The organism is Pseudomonas sp. B21-032, from assembly GCF_024748965.1.
Lineage (GTDB): Bacteria > Pseudomonadota > Gammaproteobacteria > Pseudomonadales > Pseudomonadaceae > Aquipseudomonas.
In genome coordinates this window covers 3,637,610-3,655,323 of the sequence record NZ_CP087180.1, presented here as the reverse complement: position 1 = coordinate 3,655,323, position 17,714 = coordinate 3,637,610, and the positions used below count along the sequence as shown (strand labels likewise).

Annotated in this window: 19 protein-coding genes; 11 read left to right on the top strand and 8 right to left on the bottom strand. The window is 62.1% G+C overall.

Annotated elements, in window-relative coordinates; genetic code table 11:
- Positions 1-16 precede the first annotated feature (16 nt).
- The 3 genes from LOY54_RS16695 to LOY54_RS16685 all read left to right on the top strand — a co-directional run bounded on the left by LOY54_RS16695 (position 17) and on the right by LOY54_RS16685 (position 1,833).
- Positions 17-496 (top strand): cysteine hydrolase family protein, encoded by a 480-nt coding sequence (locus LOY54_RS16695; protein ID WP_258607238.1) that lies wholly within the window; start codon positions 17-19, stop codon positions 494-496.
- A gap of 141 nt (positions 497-637) precedes the next feature.
- The gene (locus LOY54_RS16690; protein ID WP_093387481.1) at positions 638-1,132 is read left to right on the top strand and encodes an Hcp family type VI secretion system effector; all 495 of its coding nucleotides are present in this window, start codon (positions 638-640) and stop codon (positions 1,130-1,132) included.
- Positions 1,105-1,833: a DUF4225 domain-containing protein gene (locus LOY54_RS16685; protein ID WP_258607237.1), complete on the top strand. Its 729-nt coding sequence runs from the start codon at positions 1,105-1,107 to the stop codon at positions 1,831-1,833. Before LOY54_RS16690 ends, LOY54_RS16685 begins: the two co-directional genes overlap by 28 nt.
- Positions 1,834-2,270: 437 nt before the next feature.
- On the opposite strand, the gene LOY54_RS16680 is transcribed toward LOY54_RS16685, so the two are convergent.
- The 5 genes from LOY54_RS16680 to LOY54_RS16660 all read right to left on the bottom strand — a co-directional run bounded on the left by LOY54_RS16680 (position 2,271) and on the right by LOY54_RS16660 (position 5,034).
- Positions 2,271-2,429: a DUF2986 domain-containing protein gene (locus LOY54_RS16680; protein WP_093381451.1), complete on the bottom strand. Its 159-nt coding sequence runs from the start codon at positions 2,427-2,429 to the stop codon at positions 2,271-2,273.
- Between the two features lie 4 nt (positions 2,430-2,433).
- Positions 2,434-3,324, bottom strand: a complete 891-nt coding sequence (locus LOY54_RS16675; RefSeq protein WP_045194143.1) for a sensor domain-containing diguanylate cyclase — start codon at positions 3,322-3,324, stop codon at positions 2,434-2,436.
- An 89-nt stretch (positions 3,325-3,413) separates the two neighbouring features.
- A complete protein-coding gene (locus LOY54_RS16670) occupies positions 3,414-3,746 on the bottom strand; it encodes a low molecular weight protein tyrosine phosphatase family protein (protein ID WP_045194142.1) in 333 nt (110 codons plus the stop codon).
- Entirely contained in the window at positions 3,743-3,937 is a 195-nt protein-coding gene (locus tag LOY54_RS16665) for a hypothetical protein (protein WP_258607236.1), read from the bottom strand. The genes LOY54_RS16670 and LOY54_RS16665 overlap by 4 nt, the downstream gene beginning before the upstream one ends.
- A 227-nt stretch (positions 3,938-4,164) precedes the next feature.
- On the bottom strand, positions 4,165-5,034 hold the full coding sequence (locus tag LOY54_RS16660; RefSeq protein WP_258607235.1) for a GyrI-like domain-containing protein: 870 nt from the start codon (positions 5,032-5,034) through the stop codon (positions 4,165-4,167).
- Between the two features lie 227 nt (positions 5,035-5,261).
- On the opposite strand from LOY54_RS16660, the gene LOY54_RS16655 reads away from it, so the two are divergent.
- Together LOY54_RS16655 and LOY54_RS16650 are read left to right on the top strand one after the other, a co-directional pair.
- The gene (locus LOY54_RS16655) at positions 5,262-7,481 is read left to right on the top strand and encodes a TonB-dependent receptor (RefSeq protein ID WP_258607234.1); all 2,220 of its coding nucleotides are present in this window, start codon (positions 5,262-5,264) and stop codon (positions 7,479-7,481) included.
- A gap of 140 nt (positions 7,482-7,621) precedes the next feature.
- Complete coding sequence (locus LOY54_RS16650) at positions 7,622-7,975, top strand: DUF1428 domain-containing protein (RefSeq protein ID WP_258607233.1); 354 nt, start codon at positions 7,622-7,624, stop codon at positions 7,973-7,975.
- 63 nt (positions 7,976-8,038) lie between these two features.
- On the opposite strand, the gene LOY54_RS16645 is transcribed toward LOY54_RS16650, so the two are convergent.
- Together LOY54_RS16645 and LOY54_RS16640 are read right to left on the bottom strand one after the other, a co-directional pair.
- On the bottom strand, positions 8,039-9,664 hold the full coding sequence (locus LOY54_RS16645; protein WP_258607232.1) for a methyl-accepting chemotaxis protein: 1,626 nt from the start codon (positions 9,662-9,664) through the stop codon (positions 8,039-8,041).
- Positions 9,665-9,803: 139 nt separating this feature from the next.
- Complete coding sequence (locus LOY54_RS16640; protein WP_258607231.1) at positions 9,804-10,715, bottom strand: AraC family transcriptional regulator; 912 nt, start codon at positions 10,713-10,715, stop codon at positions 9,804-9,806.
- A gap of 106 nt (positions 10,716-10,821) precedes the next feature.
- On the opposite strand from LOY54_RS16640, the gene LOY54_RS16635 reads away from it, so the two are divergent.
- From LOY54_RS16635 to LOY54_RS16610, 6 genes are all read left to right on the top strand, one after another.
- Positions 10,822-11,379 carry a carboxymuconolactone decarboxylase family protein gene (locus LOY54_RS16635; protein WP_258607229.1) on the top strand — a complete coding sequence of 186 codons (558 nt, stop codon included), beginning with the start codon at positions 10,822-10,824 and terminating at the stop codon, positions 11,377-11,379.
- A gap of 50 nt (positions 11,380-11,429) precedes the next feature.
- The gene (locus tag LOY54_RS16630; RefSeq protein WP_258607228.1) at positions 11,430-12,491 is read left to right on the top strand and encodes an acyl-CoA dehydrogenase family protein; all 1,062 of its coding nucleotides are present in this window, start codon (positions 11,430-11,432) and stop codon (positions 12,489-12,491) included.
- Positions 12,488-13,336 carry an ABC transporter ATP-binding protein gene (locus tag LOY54_RS16625; protein ID WP_093381472.1) on the top strand — a complete coding sequence of 283 codons (849 nt, stop codon included), beginning with the start codon at positions 12,488-12,490 and terminating at the stop codon, positions 13,334-13,336. The genes LOY54_RS16630 and LOY54_RS16625 overlap by 4 nt, the downstream gene beginning before the upstream one ends.
- Positions 13,302-14,501, top strand: a complete 1,200-nt coding sequence (locus LOY54_RS16620; protein WP_258607227.1) for an ABC transporter substrate-binding protein — start codon at positions 13,302-13,304, stop codon at positions 14,499-14,501. The genes LOY54_RS16625 and LOY54_RS16620 overlap by 35 nt, the downstream gene beginning before the upstream one ends.
- Complete coding sequence (locus LOY54_RS16615) at positions 14,501-15,256, top strand: ABC transporter permease (protein ID WP_045194130.1); 756 nt, start codon at positions 14,501-14,503, stop codon at positions 15,254-15,256. The genes LOY54_RS16620 and LOY54_RS16615 overlap by 1 nt, the downstream gene beginning before the upstream one ends.
- Positions 15,257-15,476: 220 nt before the next feature.
- Positions 15,477-16,472, top strand: a complete 996-nt coding sequence (locus LOY54_RS16610) for an RICIN domain-containing protein (RefSeq protein ID WP_258607226.1) — start codon at positions 15,477-15,479, stop codon at positions 16,470-16,472.
- A gap of 105 nt (positions 16,473-16,577) precedes the next feature.
- Here LOY54_RS16610 and LOY54_RS16605 read toward each other — a convergent pair whose 3' ends face one another.
- The gene (locus tag LOY54_RS16605) at positions 16,578-17,708 is read right to left on the bottom strand and encodes an MFS transporter (RefSeq protein ID WP_258607225.1); all 1,131 of its coding nucleotides are present in this window, start codon (positions 17,706-17,708) and stop codon (positions 16,578-16,580) included.
- Positions 17,709-17,714: the final 6 nt, after the last annotated feature.

The following is a 17,714-nucleotide window of genomic DNA, read 5'->3' as shown; positions in this document are numbered from 1 at the left end:
TGCTCAAGAGAACGTTATGCGCCAGGTTTTGCTTATCGTAGATGTCCAGTCCACCTTCAGCCCGCCCGAGTGGCTGGTCGATGGCGTGCGGGCGTTGTCAGAACGGATCCTGACGGTTGCCTCGGTCGAGTTGCACGATGAGCAGGTGACGCCGTTTGAACAGCAACTCGGCTGGCATCCTGCGGCCGAAGACGAAAGCCTGGTCGAGGCCGATAAAGTGTTTATCAAGCACGGTTACGGGCAGACCGCTGAAACCATCGAGTACATCAAGCAACTCGGCGTTGAGCGCGTGCTGGTGTGCGGCATCCAGACCGAAACCTGCGTGCTCGCCGCCGGCTTTGCGCTGTTCGATGCCGGGCTCTCGCCGACGCTGGTGACCGACCTTACGGTGGGCTCATCGCTGGACCGCTCGGGGCAGTTGGGCATCAGTCTGTGGAAGCATCACTTTCGTCAGGTTACGACCCGGGCAGAGGTGATTGCTGAGCTTGATGCTTGAGACCTCGCGGCAGATGCTTGAGGGATATTTTGATAGAGAGCGCTTTTAGCGCATCAGATAGGTGACGTTCGGAAACGTCCGACAGACGCGCGGGTCATGTTTTCCATAGTCTAGGTACTCTACTTACAAGGAGTACGCACAGTGGCGCATCATGGTTACATGTCAATTGTTGGCAAGCATCAAGGGTTGATCTCTGCAGGTTGTTCATCCTTGGACTCCATTGGCAATAGATGCCAGTCCGCTCACCTTGACAAGATCTTGGTGCTTTCTTTCTCTCACAACCTATCCAATGTAGATAACACCCAGTACGCGACGCACCGCCCCATCGTCCTCATCAAGCACGTCGACAAGGCAACACCATTGCTGGCGCAAGCCTTGGCTCGTCGCGAGAGAGTGAACTGCGAATTCGACTTCTACCGCACCAGCAGGAGTGGCAACCAGGAGCGATATTTCAGCATTCAACTTTGGGGTGGTGTGATTGTTGATCAAAGAATGGAAATGCCCCATTCCGTTCTGTTTAACGATCAAGATTCCCAGGAACAGTTGGCAATCAGTTACACCGACATCAACTGGACTCATCATATTGCCGCTACCACTGGTAGTGCCTCGTGGACGAACTCTCCGTGGATAGAGTGAGCAAACCCCACAAGGTGACCCCGCACGAATTCTGGGCGGTTAACGATGCTGCCGTCAGATTGAGCCAATATGCTTGCACCATCAGCGCTCAGCACATTGAAGACGGAGGATTGCGAAGTCGCTTCAATCGAGAAGTAACTGCCTTTGGGAAGTCGGTCGTTGAGGATGTTGAGCAGGCAAGAAAGCCCGTTGAGCACGGGCTTGAGGAAATCAACAACGAATATCGGTTTCTCAGGCAACAGGTCACTGAATATGCAAAACTGGTTGCTGGTTTGAGCGCTGGCGCCTTGCAGTTCGGTACAGGGGCGATGCTGTGTTACAGCTCGGCTGGAGTATTGTGCGGCCTGGCAGGTGCCCCCATGATGCTGCATGGATTGAACAACGCGTATGAGAGTGGTCGGAACATCATTCAAGGTCGCACAGATACGCAAGGCCCCCTCAGAAAAGCGTATCAAATGACGGCCCAGTCAGTGGGCGGGCGGGTGGTGCACGGGAACATGGCCTATGGCTTGAGTGATATCGGTTTATCAGTTTACGGGTTGTGGCGAATGGTACTTAAGCCTGATGCTTGGCGCCTGTTCCGCTATATCGACGCTGATAAAACTCGGGCTCATCGGGTCATGGGCTCTGGCCCGCTCGTCTTTGAGGTTGGCATCGACATGATGACCGGTGAGCAAGTGTACGTAGAGTCGCAGAACTGATTCCCGGGCTGTTCGTACTCTTGTCCATATCAGCAGTAGTTGTAGCCTTTGTTTTGAGGCACAAATCGTCGGGCGATGCCTTCAGCGGTTGGCGCTTCCTTGGCTGCCTGGCCTTCAACCTGTTTTTTGTGACTTACCATCTGCGCTTTCAAGACAATGGCTACTTGTTGCTGTTGGGAGAATACTCAGCGCTGGAAGGGCAATATCCCGTTGTCGGTTGGGTGTCGTTGCTCGCGATGCTGTTGCATTGTTTTGCTAGTCCGGTGAAATGGCGACTTGCTCGCTAAATGAAGCATCCTGAAATGTGCAGTCCCGACGTTCCTGAATCACGCACTGCCCATTTCTTCATACCCGGCAACAACGCGCGTTATCCGCGCTGCCCAAACGGCCCGGTGACCCCACTTCAATTATCGAATGGCAGTCCAGCGGGTGACGATTCACTCGGCAGTCGAAACGACAGCTTCGCTGGCCTCAGCTTCCAGTTTCAACCGGTCAGCCTTGCTGATGTATTTAGGCTTGCTCTTGGGCGCCAGTTTGGCGCTGGCCTTTTTCGCGTGGGCCTTTAACAGCTGCTTGATTTTCTTTTGACGGTTCACGTTGTCACTCGACTGGTAATTGCTTGAGAGCTACCCGCTGCGCGGCGCGGTGCTTCTTGATCCGGTACATATCGCCATCGGCATGGCTGAGCAGGGTATCGGCATTCTCCGCGTCCTGAGGGTAAAAGGCTACGCCGACACTGCACGACGGCATCGAGACAGCGCCGAACTCGGCACCCAGCGGCTCGGCCATGGCCGCGAGAATCTGCCCCACCTTGGCGTAGACGGCTTCCTGCGACGCGATACCCGGCAACAGCACGGTGAATTCATCGCCACCAATCCGTGCCACCGTGCCAGCCTCGCGCACACAGTCTTCCAGGCGCCGGGCAATCATGCAGAGGATGCGGTCACCCATGGCATGCCCATGAACATCATTGATCCCCTTGAAATCATTGACGTCGAGAAACAGCAACGCCAGTGCGCTTTGCTGGCACTGCGCCGTGCGCACGGCCGACTCCAGCCGATCATTGAACAGCGCGCGATTGCTCAGCGCCGTCAACGGATCATGATGGGCCAAAAAGCGTAACTCCGCTTCAGCCTCGTGCAGCGCTGTCACGTCCCGCGCCACGCCGATGCGCGCACCCACCTCCTCGGACCAGAACGCCGCCCAGAGGATGTGCACGATGCCGCCATCCTTGCGGATGTAGCGGTTACGAAAATCGACGTGGGATTGGCCGTTCATGACCCGGACAATGGAGGCCTTTGTAACCGCAAGGTCGTGCGGATGAATGTAGTCGGTGATCGGCGTGCCGGTCAGCTCGCCAGCGCGGTAACCCAGCAGCGCCTCGCAGGCATCACTGACAAAGACAATCTGGTGATCCCTGTCGACCACGAAGACCGTGTCCAGCATCAGGTGGATCAGTTTCGGGTACAGCGCTTGGAGGTCAACGGGCATAGGCTGGCACGTCCGGTGGGTGTCGGTGAATCGTAGCGCGATCGCCGCATTGCTAGTGCAGTTACGCTGCGCTTGCCAGCGTTTGTACATCAACCCTGGGCGGCTAGAAAAGCCCCGACGCTGTCTTCGAGCAAGGCCACCAGCTCCGGGTCCATGTACTGAAAATCGTCGGGAATATCCAGGGTATGGAGCCGCTTGTGCTCAAGCAGCCGCGCGTACTGCGCCTGCAGGCGATTGTGGTGCTTGCGTTCCATGACAAAAATCACATCGGCCCAGCGAATGTCCGCAGGGCCGATGGGTTTGCGCGCATTCGGGCTGGTGCCCGCCGACCGGGCATCGAAGCCTGGGCGGCGGCGCCAGAGCGCTTCTGCGGTAGGGCTGCGCCACTGGTTGCGGCTGCAGACGAACAGGAGGTTAGTCACTCTTGATCCAACAGTTGGCGGGTGGAGCGAACGGGATAGCTCAGGCCAAGCTGGCGTGCCCGTAGCAACTTGTCGCCACGGGTGTAGAGCAGCTTCCAGTTCTTTTCAGGCTTGAACAGCAGCGGGTCTGGCGCTTTAGTCTTGGCGTTTTTGCGGGCCTGGGAGCGTCTCCAGGCGCGGGTTCTGTGCATGATCATTTCCTCGTGAGTACCGGGTTCAGCAGCCGCGGTAATACGAGTTGGGCTTATAGTAAGCGCGAATCAGCGTTGCGGCTAGCTAGTCGCTGGTTTTCATGTAGGAGCGGGCTTGCCCCGCGATCAGGCCAGCCCAGCCAGCACATAAGGCGGCGCCTGGATTACGACCGCTTCGCGCTCGATCGCGGGGCAAGGCCCGCTCCCACAGGCCCCAATACACCTCTCTAGCGTAACGGCACGTAGATATCCGTCTGCCACTGCGCCTGCGGCGTCTCTGGATACACGTTCAGGTAATGAAAAAACAGCGGCTGATCGCGCAGCTCCTCACCACTGTCCGGCAACCAGTCGCGATAGATCGGATAGATGGATTCACCAATATGGTCGGGCGAACCCACATGCCGCACCACGGCATAGCGCCCGCCAGCAATCAGCCGCTCGTGCACGCCGGCTTCATTCGCCGCCACCGCCTCGTCGATCTCGCCACAAATGGCGAAACGAAAATCCTCCGCCGGCGTGGTATCGGGGTTGCTGTAAGGGATGCCAAAAGTGCGGCTCGACGCCACCGGCGACTGCCCGCTGGCCATGCGCCAGGCAATGAACCGGTTCACGCTCTGGCTGACCTGCGCGGGCGGCCCGCAGTGCTCCAGCGCCGCGACCCGGGTTTGCGCAAACTCGACAATACGTACCTGCATGATGACGCTCCTGGAAAAGTGAGGGATAGCGAACACCGCATTCCAGGCCTGCCAGTTCGGCTGCCGGCGAAAGCCGCTCGGCGACATCCCCAGCGCCCGGCGAAACGCCCGGCTGAACGCCTCGGGGCTTTCAAAACCTGCCGCGAGGGCGGCCTCCAGTACCGAAAGATCTGCATTGGCCGCCAACCGGTGCGCCGCCTGGCGCAAGCGCATCAACTGCACATAACGCGAAACCGGCACGCCGACGTACGCCGTGAACTGGCGGTGAAAGTGAAACACCGAAAAGTTCGCCACCTGGCTCAGGGTTTTTACCGACAGATCACCGTCGAGGTTGGCGTCGATGTAGGCCAGTACAGCGCTGAAGCGCAGGGTGTAGGCGGCGTTGGGCGGCAGGTCGGGCACGGCTTCAGGCTCTTGGAAGTACGGTCGGCATAGAATCGACTATACGCGCATGGCGGTGCCTAGCCGTGTTTGCTGATCTTCGTGCAACCTATGCTGAGTCACTGCTTGTAGCGCAGCATTCATCTCAATTTATCAATAAAAAAACCATACAAATCAATCAATTACTCATATGGCACAACCATTGCGAAGCCCCCCGTCTCTTTCCCCCTTGTGGAACATTGACGTTCATGACCGCTCCCTTCGCCCGCGTGCCCCTGTTGCTGGCCATCGCCGCAGCCTTACCCACGCTCCCCGGCTTCGCCGCCGAGCCAGCCCCCGAAGCCCTGCCCACCGTCACTGTCACCGCGCAAAAGCGCGAAGAGTCGGTGCAGGACGTGCCCTCGGCCATCTCTGTGGTCAGCGCCAGACAGATCGCCGACAGCGGCGGCGGTTTCAGTGCCGGCAAGGCGTTGCAGAACGTGCCCAACGCCATCGCCCCGGAGTTTGCCGGGCACCAGCGGCCGCGCTGGTACATTCGTGGCATGGGCTCGGGGGACATGGCCTCGACCACGGTTTACCCGGTGGGCATCTACACCGATGACGTGTATATCGACCCCCACGTAGCCACCGGTTTTCCGCTCTACGACATGGAGCGCGTCGAGGTGCTGCGCGGGCCGCAGGGCACGCTGTGGGGCAAGAACACCACCGGCGGGGCGATCAACTTCGTTTCGCGCAAGCCGGATTTCGAGAAAGCCAACGGTTACTTCAAGCTCGACCTGGGCAACTACAATTCGCGCCTGTACGAAGGTGCCTATGGCGATACGCTGATCGACAACAAGCTGGCCGCACGGGTGGCGTTTGTCGACCAGAGCGCCGATGGCCAACTGGAGAACCAGGTCGATGGCCACACCGTCGGCGATATCCACGACCAGGCCCTGCGCCTGCAGTTGCTGGCGCAGATCAACGACGACCTGCAGGCCACCCTGCAACTGCATGGCCGCGACTACACAGGCCAGGGCATTGCCACCCGCGCCTGGGGCTCGGGGCCGGGCGGCAACACGTTGTTTGGCCCGGCGCCGAAGCCGGATACCGACGAGGCCGCATTTACCGGCAAGGCCGAAGACCGCATCGAGCACAACGGTGTGCAGCTGGCGCTGAAGTGGGACCTGGGCGACCTGCAACTGGATTCGATCACCGCCTTCGACGACATCCACGAAAAAGCCGAAAGCCCGAACATGAGCATTTATGAATTCGGCCGCGGCTTTAACGATGACCGCTGGAAGCAGGTGTCTCAGGAGTTGCGTTTGTCTTCGGCGAAGAACCAGCCGCTCAGCTGGATCGTCGGCACCCATCTGTTCCACGAACAGCTCGACAGCCGCAACGACAACGGCCTGTTGCCCAAGCCCTACAACCAGGCCTTTGGCGTGGCCGATTATGGCCGTACCGATATCGACCAGCGCACCGACAGTTTCGCGATTTTCGGCAGCAGCACCTGGCAGGCCACTGACAACCTGAGCCTCACCGGCGGCCTGCGCTGGACCCGCGAAACCAAGGACATCGACCTGCACCGCGTCGCCGCGCCGGATGCCGACGCGGTCAGCTACAGCAGCGAACGCGACTGGTGGAAGCACTACAGCGGCGACCTGGTGACCCGCGTTGAACAGGACGAAAAGCGCACCTGGAACAAGCTCACCTACGACTTCACTCCCGAGTACCAGCTCAACGACAACGCGCGGGTGTATTTTCGTTATGCCAAGGGCTTTCGCTCCGGTGGTTTCAGCGGCGGTGCACAGGTGCAGGCCGAGGCCTCGGTGGTGGCACCGGAGAACGTCGATGCCTATGAACTGGGGGTCAAGAGCGAGTGGTTCGACGAGCGCCTGATCGCCAACGCCAACGTCTTTTACTACGACTACTCGGACATCCAGGTCAACGCCGTGTCGGTGCGCGACGGGCAGGTGGTGTCGCTGCTGACCAACAGCGGCCAGGGGGTGATTCGCGGCGCCGAGTTCGAGCTGCAGGCCTTGCCGTTCAGCAACCTGGAGCTGCATGGCTCGCTCGGCTTGCTGCATACCGAATTGCAGGACTTCGAGTCGGGTGGGGTTGATTACTCCGGTAACCGCATTGCCCGCTCGCCGTCGCGGACCCTCGCGGTGGGCGGCAGTTACCGGATACCGCTGGAAAATGGCGACGAAGTGCGCCTGGGCACGGACTGGCGCTACCAGAGCCGGATCTACTTCCTGCCCACGGCGCAGCAGGATCACAGCGTGTCCCAGGGCGGCTACAGCCTGGGCAATGCCAGTGCCACCTATCACCTGGGCGGGCGCTATGACCTGGACCTGACCGCTTATGTGAACAACCTGACCGATAAACAGTACAAGACCGACAGCGTGCCGCTGCCATTTGATATTGCCTGGGATGCGCGCGGGGATCGGCGTACCTTCGGGGTGAGTGCGACGACGCGGTTTTGAGCCGGGGCTGCCGGCCTCATCGCTGGCAAGCCAGCCACACAGGGTGCGATGACCATCGGTCGGGCTTGCGTGCAAGCCTGTCGATCCACCCCCCGGCCAATCGACCATCCTGCACATACCCCACGTGCAGGAGTACCCCCATGTCCTATGTAGACGGTTTTGTCCTCGCAGTCCCCACCGCCAACCGCGACACTTTTAAAAAGCACGCCGAAGAGGCCGCCGTAGTGTTCAAGGAATGCGGCGCCCTGAAAGTCATCGAATGCTGGGGCGACGATGTGCCGGATGGCAAGGTCACCTCGTTCCCCATGGCTGTGAAGCTCAAGGGCGACGAGACGGTGGTGTTTTCCTGGATCCTCTGGCCGTCGCGCGAGGTGCGCGATGCCGGGATGCAGAAGATGATGCAAGACCCGCGCATGCAGCCTGACAAGAATCCGATGCCGTTTGATGGCATGCGGATGATTTTTGGTGGGTTCAGGATTCTGGTGGAAGTCTAGATGTATCGCGGGGCAAGCCCGCTCCCACTGTAGGAGCGGGCTTGCCCCGCGATAGGCTCCCCGCTAAACCCTGAACCGCGCCACCAATGCCGTCAGCTGCCCGGCCAGCCCCGCCAGCGCCTGGCTGGCTTCGCGGGTTTCTTGCGCCCCGGCCGCCGAGCGGGTCGACAGGTCGCGAATGTTCAGCAGGTTGCGATCCACTTCCCGCGCCACCTGCGCCTGTTCCTCGGCAGCGCTGGCAATCACCAGGTTGCGCTCGTTGATCTCGCCAATGGCGCTGTAGATTCCCTCCAGCACCTGCCCCGAGGCCTGGGTGATGCCCAGGGTTGATTGCGCCCGCTGGGTGCTGGCGTGCATTGAGGCCACCGCCGCTTCGGTACCGTGTTGCACGCGGCCGATCATCTGCTCGATTTCCTGGGTCGATTGCTGAGTGCGGTAGGCGAGGGTGCGTACTTCATCGGCGACCACGGCAAAGCCACGCCCGGCTTCACCGGCACGGGCCGCTTCGATGGCGGCATTGAGCGCCAGCAGGTTGGTTTGCTCGGACACCGAGCGGATCACTTCCAGCACCTGGCCGATGTCGCGAATCTGCCCGGCCAGTTGCTCCAGGTGCTCGCTGCTGGTTTGCACTTCACGGGCCATGGCCTGGGTGCCGTCGAGGTTGTCGCTGACCTGGCGGCGGCTTTGTTCGGCCAGGTCATTCGAGGCGCTGGCGGCCTGGGAGGTGGACACGGCATTGCGCGCTACTTCTTCCACCGCGGTGGTCATTTCAGTGACGGCGGTGGCAGCCTGTTCCAGCTCCTGGTCCTGCTGGCGCAGGCTGTGCGAGCTCTGTTCGGTGATGCCATTGAGCGCACCGGCAGCTTCGGCCAGTTGCGTGGCGCAACTGCTGATCTGCCCCAGGGTGTCGCGCTGGCTGTGCTGCATGCGCTGCAGTTCGCTGAACAACTGGCCGATCTCGTTGCTGCTGTGCACCGCCACCGGCACGCTCAAGTCGCCGCCGGCAATACGCTGAAAGTGCTGCCCGGCGTCACGCAGCGGGCGCAACACGCGCTGGGCGATGAAGCTCCAGCACGACGCCGCGAGCAGCAAGGTCAGCAGCCCCAGCGCCACGCTCAGCACCTGGGCGCTGCTCAGGCGTCGATCGGATTCGAGCATGATCTGCTGGCTGCGCTCGTTCAACGCCGCCACCAGTTGCTGGCGCAGCGCCTGCAAGCGGCCCATGGCGTTGCCAGCGTCGGTGTTGACCCTGAAGTAATGCTGCAGGTCGTTGTTGCCGGTCGCTTCACGCTGGCCGGCCACGGCCTTGGCGTAGTCGCCGAAGGTGGTTTGCAGCTCGACGGCGAGGCCTTTAAAGGTGGGCTCCTGGGCATTGTTGACCAGCTCGCTGATCAGTTGCGCGCTGTTGCCCAGCAGTTCTTGCGACAGCTGCAGGCGTTTGTTGGCGCTGTCGCTGTGGCCGCCGCTCTGTTCGATAAAGCCCGAAGAGACATTGGCGCTGGCGCGGATCGCCATGAGCAAGGCGTTGTTCAGGCGATCCGACTGGTGCGCGGTCTGGTCCAGTTCGCTGATCTGCTGGTCGCTGCCCACCGCCGCGCGCCAGGCGCTGACGGTGGAAAACAGCAAGGTCAGGCTGAACAGCGACAGCACCCAGAACATACCGGTGCGGATTTTCAGGTCGGCGAACATGCGGGCAGTACTCCTTGAGTTGTTATCAGCACCACGCTTTGCCGCGGCAACGGCGGTGGGTGGTCTGCTATCGGAGTCGCCGGCGGCGGACTTGAGGGCGCTTAGCCTGCTTGTGTTCGATTACCGCACGCTGTTTGCCTCAGCGCCCCTCATGCTGGCGCCGATAGGCCCCTGGCTGCACGCCAACGGCCTTGCTGAAGGCGCGGGTAAACGCGGCAATCGACTGATACCCCACCGCTGCGCACACCTGCTCGACGGTGTTGTTGGCCTTGAGCAACTGGCAGGCATGGCGCATGCGCAGGGCCAGCAATACCTGCCCCGGCGATTGCCCGGCCAGTTCGCTGAAACGCTTGAAAAACGCCGAGCGCGACAGCCCGGTGCAGGCCGCCATGCTTTCCAGCGACCAAGGCTGCTCGGGGTGTTCGATCAACTGCTCGAGCAGGCTGGCAAAGTTGCCGTGGCGGGCCAGGGCGACCAGGCCGCGGATGCCCTGGTCGTCACTGACCCGCTGGCGCAGCACGTACAAGAACAGCAAGTGGCTCAAGCGTTCGAGCAAGGCCGAGGAGGGCGCAGGCAGGCGTTGGCATTCGGCCAGGATCAGCTCGAACAGCGCCCGCGCCGCGCTTAGCGCCGGGTCGCCGGCGCGCAGGATGATCCAGTCGTCCAGGCCTTCGATGATCAGCGACGACAAGCCCGGCTGAAAATGAAAGAAGCCGCACACCAGGCCCACGCCATCGGCGGCTGTACTGTCCAGCGGCTGCATGACCTGGCGCGGTTGCTGCCGGGCCAGCTCGCACTCCTCGGCGTTGGACAGCCGATAGTTGAAGTCGCGCAGCAGGAACACCGCATCGCCCGCTTGCAGGCAAATGGCCTCGGCCTGGCCATCGATATGCAGCCAGCAGTGGCCCTGGACGATCAGGTGGAAACTGGCCCGCGCCAGGCCGTGGGTGCTGGCGTGCCAGCCACCGCAGTAACGCCCGACATGGAACAGGCTGGCGTCTAGCTCAAGGCTTTCTAATAACCAATCGACTACTGGGCTGGATGAAATCATCTAATGAAAAGACTCAGGAGCAAGTAATAGCGACTGCAGAATATGGCAGGTAATTCTTATAACCAACAGACTTGTGGCACACCCTTAGTCAGCAGGAGTCCACTCCATGTCGCGCGTCACTGTCCATACTCTGCAAAGCGCCCCAGAGGCTGCCCGCCCTTACCTGGAAAACGCCCAGAAGGCTTCGGGCTTCATCCCCAACCTGCTCGGCGTGCTGGCCAGCGCCCCGGCAGCGCTGGAAACCTACGTCACCGTTTCGGCACTCAACGGCAAGGCCGAGCTGAGCCTGGCCGAGCGTGAAGTGGTGCAACTGGTGGCCGCCATCAATCATGGCTGCGACTTCTGCGTGGCCGGCCACACCGCCGTGGCACTGAACAAGGCCAAGCTGGCGCAGGAGGTGGTCGACGCCCTGCGCGCCAAGGGCGAGCTGCCAGAAGAGAAGCTCGAAGCCCTGGCAGCGTTCACCCGCGAAGTGATCGCCACCCGCGGCAATGTCAGCGAAGCCGGCTACGGTGCGTTTCGTGAAGCCGGCTACAGCGAAGGCAATGCCCTGGAGGTGATCCTCGGTGTCAGTCTGGCAACCCTGTGCAACTTTGCTAATGTGTTCGCCCAGACGCCGCTCAATGACGAGCTGAGCAAGTACCGCTGGCAGCCTTCGGCATAACGACCCTCGGCGCCAGCGCAAGCTGGCGCATTGTTAAAGGAGTAAACCCTATGCTCGATCCCGCATTGGTCGCGTGGCTGGATGCCCAGGCCGAAGCCCTCGACCAGGGCCACGGCGACCCGCAGGCGGTACTGGGGCAACTGGCGGCGGCGCAGGTGCTGCGCGTCGGTATTGACCAGAACCTGGGCGGCAGTGGCGGCACGGTCGCCGACGCGGTCGAGACGCTGGCCACGGTTGCCAGCCATTCCCTGGCGGCAGCCTTCGTGTTCTGGGGCCAGCGCGCCTTTATCGAATACCTGCTGCACAGCCCCAACGCCGGGCTGCGTGAACGCCTGCTGCCTGAGCTGCTTAGTGGCCAACTGGCTGGCGCCACCGGCCTGTCCAACGCCATGAAGTACCTCTCGGGTATCGAAGCGCTGCAGGTCAAGGGCCTGCGCGACGACCAGGGCTGGACCCTGGCCGGGCGCCTGCACTGGGTCACCAACCTGCGCAAGGGTGGTTTCGTGGTGGCGGCGGCGATTGAAGAAGAGGGCGCCTCGCCGTTCGTGCTGGCGATCCCCGATCACGCTGCAGGGCTGAGCCGCTCTGACGACCTTGAGTTAATGGGCCTGCAATCGAGCAACACCGCAGCCTTGAGTTTCGAACAGGTGTCGATCAGCCGTGACTGGCTGCTGCACGACAACGCCAAGCAGTTTCTGCCTGCCGTGCGCCCGTCGTTCCTGGGCCTGCAATGCGCCATGGCCATCGGCCTGGCGCGGCGCTCGTTGAGCGAAGTGGAAGGGCACCTTCAGGGCATGCGCTCGTTCCTTGGCGAGGCGCTGCGGGTGCTGCGCGAGCGCCTGGAAAACACCGTGGCCGAACTGAAAAAGGGCTTGCTCGACGGCCGTTTCCTGAGCCAGCCGGCGGCCTTGTTCAAGCTGCGCATCACCCTCGCCGAAACGGCTGCCGATGCCGTGCAGCTTGAGTTGCAAGCCAGTGGCGGCAAGGCTTACCTGACCGCCTACGGCGCAGGTTTTGCCCGGCGCTGGCGCGAGTCGGCGTTCGTGCCGATCGTCACCCCAAGCCTGGTGCAACTGCGCGCCGAGCTGCAGCGCCAGGCGTCGTCAGCATGACCGAGGTGTTGCTCGAAGCGCGTGGCATCAGCCTCGGCTACCCGCGTGAACAAGGCTGGCAAAGCGTGCTGGAAAATTTCGACCTGCAACTGGCGCCGGGCGAGGTGATCACCATCCTCGGCCCCAGTGGCGTTGGCAAATCCAGCCTGTTGCGGGTGCTGGCCGGTTTGCAGCAGGCCCGCGCCGGCAGCGTCAGCCTGCTCGGCGAGCCGTTGCAGGGCCCGCACCCGCGCCTGGCGGTGGCCTTCCAGGACCCCAGCCTGCTGCCCTGGCTGAGCCTGGAAAGCAACGTCGCCTTCGGCCTGGACTTCGCCCGCCAGCCCAAGCTCGCTGCCAGTGAGCGACGGGCGCGCATCGATCACGCCATCGAGGCGGTCGGCCTGCAGCATGCACGCGAGCAGTACCCGGCGCAGCTCTCCGGCGGCATGGCCCAGCGCACCGCGCTGGCCCGCTGCCTGGCGCGCCAGCCACAAGTGCTGTTGCTCGATGAACCCTTCGGCGCGCTGGATGAAGTCACCCGCGCCGACATGCAGCAACTGCTGCTGCAACTGATAGCCCGGCACAACACCGCGGCCATCCTCATTACCCACGATATCGACGAAGCCCTGCTGTTGTCCGATCGCGTGCTGCTACTGGGCAACCACCCGGCGCGCACCCTCGGCCAATGGCTCATCGACCTGCCGCAACCGCGCGAGCAGCGGGTCGAGGAACTGGGCGCGCTGCGCATCGACATACTCAAAACCCTTCGGCGGGCCAGCCGCACACCCGAACCTTCTTCTGAACCTATGCCGCTGCCGTCGGAGACTGCCCATGTGCCTGGACGACTTCACCCACACTCGTCGTGACTTCATCAAACTCAGCGCCTTGCTCACCGCCGGCGGCGCCATGCCGCTGCTGAACAGCCTGCAGGCCCGCGCCGCGAGCGACCCGGACGCACCGGTACGTATCGGCTACCTGCCGATCACCGACGCCACGCCGTTGCTGGTGGCGCACAACAATGGCCTGTTCGAAGCCGAAGGCATCAAGGCCGAGCGGCCGGTGCTGCTGCGCAGTTGGGCGCAGGTGATCGAGGCGTTCATCTCCGGGCAGGTCAATGTCATTCACCTGCTGTCGCCGATGACCGTCTGGGCCCGTTATGCCAGCAAGGTGCCGGCCAAAGTGGTGGCCTGGAACCACGTCGGCGGCTCGGGCCTGACCGTGGCCCCGGGCATCACCGAGGTCAAGCAACTGGGCGGGCAGACCGTGGCCATTCCGTTCTGGTATTCGATCCACAACGTGGTGGTGCAGCAGCTGTTTCGCGACCACGGCCTGACCCCGGTGTCCAAGGCCGCCACAGCCCAGCTGGCCGCCAACGAGGTCAACCTGGTGGTGTTGCCGCCGTCAGACATGCCGCCGGCCCTGGCCAGCAAGCGCATCGCCGGCTACATCGTCGCCGAGCCGTTCAACGCCCTGGCCGAAGACCTCAAGGTTGGCCGCGTGCAACGCTTTACCGGCGACATCTGGCGTAACCATGCCTGCTGCGTGGTGTTCATGCACGAACACGACCTGAACAACCGCCCCGAGTGGTCGCAGAAGGTGATCAACGCCATCGTCAAGGCCCAGCTGTGGACCCGCGAGCACCGCGCCGAAGCCGCCGCGCTGCTATCCAAGAGCGGGCCGAACAAATACACCCCGCACACCCCGCAGGTGCTCAGCCAGGTGCTGGCGCCGGCGGCCGCAGCCCGCGACGCCTACATCGCCAGTGGCGCGATCCAGCATGCGCAGTGGGACGAAAAGCGCATCGATTTTCAGCCTTATCCGTTCCCCAGCTACACCGAAGAACTGGTGTGTCGCCTGCAGAACACCCTGATCGAAGGCGACAAGGGCTTTCTTGCCGGCCTCGACCCGCAGCAGACTGCCCGCGACCTGGTCGACGACCGCTTCGTGCGCAACAGCATCGCAGCGGTCGGCGGGCTCAAGGCCTTCGGTTTGCCCGAGAGCTTCGAGCGTAGCGAGGAGTTTTCGATCTGATGGGCAAGCATGCAATCCATGGCGCCCTGGGCGTCGCCGGCCTGCTCGGCCTGTTGTTGCTGTGGTGGTTGGGCGTGCATGCGTTCGGCCAGGCCGATGGCCTGTCGGCGCGTTTTTCGCCGCAGGCGACCCTCAGCAGCCTTATCGAGCTGCTGGGCCAGGGCGAGGTGTACGAGCATATCTGGGTCAGCCTCAAGCGTATCCTTGTCGGCTTGCTGCTGGCCTTGCTGATCGGCGTGCCCCTGGGCTTGCTGGTGGGCAGCTATCGTCACCTGGAGGCGGCGACTACCCCGGCGTTCCAGTTCTTGCGGATGATCTCACCGCTGTCATGGATGCCGGTGGTGGTGATGCTGATGGGGGTGGGCGACCAGCCGATCTACTTCCTCCTGGCCTTTGCCGCGCTGTGGCCGATCCTGCTCAACACCGCTGCGGGGGTGCGTCAGCTCGACCCGCGCTGGCTGCAGTTGAGCCGCAGCCTCAGCGCCACACGCTGGGAGACCCTGTGCAAGGTGATCATCCCCGGCGTGCTCGGCCATGTACTGACCGGCGTGCGCCTGGCCATCGGTATTCTGTGGATCGTGCTGGTGCCGTGCGAGATGCTCGGAGTCAGTGCCGGGCTGGGTTACTTCATCCTCGATACCCGTGACCGGCTGGCGTATTCGGAGCTGATGGCAATGGTGCTGCTGATCGGCGTGCTGGGCTTTATGCTCGATGCCATTGCCCGTGGCCTGCATCGGCGGTGGGTGCATGCCTGATCGTGGGCAAGTTGCAGTGTTTTAGCGATTGATTTGCAAATTGCCTGTGGCCGTCTAGATTCTCATTCGGATCACGTTCAGTTTTTCAATGAAGCAATTGACCTTCGCCGACGTCAAGTGCGCAAGCCAGTGGATAACTCAAGGTCGCCTTACTGCCGCTGTTTGGAAATGCGTGCCGTAGATCGAACTTATCCTGCTGACAGCGTCATCGGAGAATGTCATGAGCCTCAGATCATTCACTGCAACTGTATTCCAGATCCCGATAGTGGCAATTGCTTTAGCACTATTGGCAGGGTGTGCCGAGCACCCACCAACGCCTGTTGCCCAGCCCCCTGAAAAGTCGCTCGCAACCTTGGTACAGATCAAGCGAATAGACAATTACTGCCTAGCGGTGGGGACGCGCGGTTCAGAGGCGCCCAATTATTCCCGTGTTGTTGAGCTGGCCATGTGCAATGACCGGGACCCCGCACAGCAATGGCAATACAACGAAGACAAGGAACTGCTTTCCGAGATCACCGACCCGAATGGCGAGCGATTGATGCTGTACGGGATGGATATAGTCGGTGGCAGATCGTCCGTTTCGGCGCGTTCACGACCTTCGACAATGTGGCCCCAGTACCGCTGGGAGCATGACGCCCAGCGAAACAGACTGACGACGCAAAACCCTAGCCACGCAGGGCTTGCGTTGACCGTGTTTGGCGCGGGTGGCGCTTGGCTGGACCCTTGGGTCAGTGGCCGTGTGACGCAGAACTTTACGATTGCACCGATTCAACAGCCCGTCGCTCCGTGGGTGCAAATCAAACAGAGTAATGACCACTGCCTGGCCGTAGGGGAGCTTGATGCTACGCAATCGCTCGCGACTCGCCGTGTCGGCCTGGTTACTTGCAACGCTACGGATCCAGCACAGCAATGGCGCCACACTGCAGATAACGAAATCATTTCTGCGGTGGCCGACGGCAAGGGCGGGGCATTACTGCTGGAGGGGGAAAATATAGAGGTTGGCCGAGGCGCCGTTTGGGCCCGCCCGCGCGCTTCAAAGGCACAGGCCTACCAACATTGGACGTACAACAGTCGGCGAAAGGGCCTCTTTCCTCAGGGCCCGGGCACGGCTGATAAAGCCTTGACCGCTTTTCTCGACGACCTGGGAATGTCCTGGCTGGACCCCTGGAACGGCACGCCAATGCAACGGTTCACGCTTGATCCCGTCAGCCCCTGACAGGTCAGCACGCTACCCCCACCAACTTGCCGCCTTGCTGCGGCAAGTTGATGATCGGGTTCTTGGGATGCTTTTGGCTTCAGTTCAATGGGCACCACGATGCACTCATAAGCTCTGTCGCCCATAAACCCGCGCCGCAACACTGGCAAGCGCTGCACACAACATCAGGCTAACCCCCAATGCCTGCCACTCACTCGCCAGGCTCAAGCCCGCGCCAATCAACGCGTAATACAACAACCCGAACAACGCCCCCGCCGTCCCCCGGCAATCGCCATACTCGATCAGCGCCGAACCCAGCAGCAGCGCAATCGCCATGGCGAAGGCGCCGAGCATGAAGGCCATGGCCACGGCGATCAGCCAGTGCTCGCCCAGCAGCAGGATCGCCAGCGCCGCCAGCAGGTTCACCGCGCATGCCAGGTTGAGCAGGGTTGCCTGGCTGACACCCCGTGCCAGCAATCGCGCATTGAGACGCGCGCCGAGCAGCGAGCCCAGCGCCAGCAGTACGCCGCTGTAGCCAAACAGGCTGTGCAACTGCAAACGCTGGAAAATGAACGGTGCCAGGCTGTACCAACTGAACACGCCGATGTTGAACAACGCCACCAGCAGCGTCGCCAGCAGCACCCGGCGATCACCGAGCATGCGCCGCAAGGTGCCGATCACACTGGCATGGTGGGGCGTTTGCGGGCGGGTTTCCGGCATCCGTTGCCAACTCCACAGCCATAACGCCAGGGCCATCAGCAACTGCGCGGCGAGCACGCCACGGTAACCCAAGGCCTGGGTCAGCAGCGAGCCGCTGAGCACGCCAATCGCCGGGCTGATGGCCAGGAACATGCCGATCAGGGAAAACACCCGCGCCAGTTGCGCACCGCTATGCACATCGCGCAGCGCGGTTTGCGTGACCACCGAACCGACCGCTGCGGCGAAGGCGGCGACGATGCGCGCGCCAAGCAAGCCGGCGAAATGTGTGACCAACAGGGCCGCCAGCGAAGCCAGGCCGTACAGCAGCAAGCCTGCGAGCAACGCCGGGCGTCGGCCCCAGAGGTCGCACAGGCGGCCCCAGACCAGCACGCCGACGGCAAAGGCGGCGAAATACAGCGACAGGGTTTGCCCCGCCTGTGCAGGCGTTACCCCAAAGCCCTGACCGATATCCACCAGGGCGGGGCTGTAGAGGGTTTCGCCGATCTGCGGGAACATCAGCAGGGCCGTGGCCAGGGGCAACCAGGTGCGTTGGGTCATGAGCAG